The sequence below is a fragment of the Treponema lecithinolyticum ATCC 700332 genome (genome assembly GCA_000468055.1).
Lineage (GTDB): Bacteria > Spirochaetota > Spirochaetia > Treponematales > Treponemataceae > Treponema_C > Treponema_C lecithinolyticum.
The window spans coordinates 31,052-32,042 of record KI260560.1; the positions used below are offsets into that span (position 1 = coordinate 31,052).

At 45.8% G+C, this 991-nt stretch carries 1 protein-coding gene and 1 pseudogene; both read left to right on the forward strand.

Going from position 1 to position 991, the window contains the following annotated elements:
* Positions 1-338: pseudogene (locus HMPREF9193_RS02750) on the forward strand (leucine-rich repeat domain-containing protein); the annotation flags it as partial.
* Positions 339-395: 57 nt separating this feature from the next.
* Positions 396-991: leucine-rich repeat domain-containing protein (locus HMPREF9193_RS02755; protein WP_021686536.1), on the forward strand; the 596-nt coding region annotated here is incomplete at its 3' end.

A 991-nucleotide genomic window follows, 5' to 3' on the forward strand; every position in this document is an offset into this window, starting at 1 on the left:
CTCTTAACGTGCAGGGCTTAAACGCTTTGCAAGGTCTGTACTGCGAAGGCAATCAGCTTACCGCTCTTAACGTGCAGGGCTGTACTTCTTTGCAATATCTGTACTGCCACAAAAATCAGCTTACCGCTGATGCGTTTATAAAACTCTTTAACGATTTACCGCAGCGCACTGCAAATGAGGGTGCACAATGCAATCTTTACACCGAACAATCCGGCGTTATCGAAGGCAATCATAAGGATTTTACTTCTCCAGGGGAACTGAAAACCGCTTTCGATAATGCAAAAACCGTAAAAAAATGGAAGATGTATAAATATGATAGGGACTGGGTTGAGATTTAGTTCCGTTTAACTGATAAACGCACATTGTAAATTAAATAAAAATCAGGAGAGATTACAATGAAAAGTAATTCAAAGCACAAGGCATTCGCCTTGACAAAAAAAGGAGTTGCGCTGCCCATCGCAGCTGCACTTTTAGCGCTTGTAGCGCTGTTTGGCATGACCGCTTGTCCGAACAGTGCCGGCGGTAATACAGATTCCGCCGGTTCTGGTGGAGGCAGCTCTGGAGGCGGAAGTACAGTTGTACCGCCCACACCCGGCGGTTCGCAAGAGCCTAAAGCTCCCCTTGTTCAAGGCGGCGTATCGTTTTTCGTATACCCCGCTATGCACCCTATCAAAGTTAAGGCAATAACCTCAGACGGTTCCCGTATAATGGTAGAAGGCTGCGATAAAACCGAGCTTACAAGCGGCGCTGAAACCACATTAACCGCAAATGTCAGAAAAGTTGTGCTCAAAGGGAAAATCATTGAACTGTACTGTAAGAGAAATCTGCTTGTCGCTCTTAACGTGCAGGGCTTAAGCAATTTGCGAGTGTTGGATTGCAGCAGCAATTGGCTTAGATCCCTTGACGTACAAAGTTGCCCTTCTTTGCAAGGTTTGTACTGCAACTCCAATAACCTTACCTCGCTTAACGTGCAGGGCTTAAACGCTTTGCA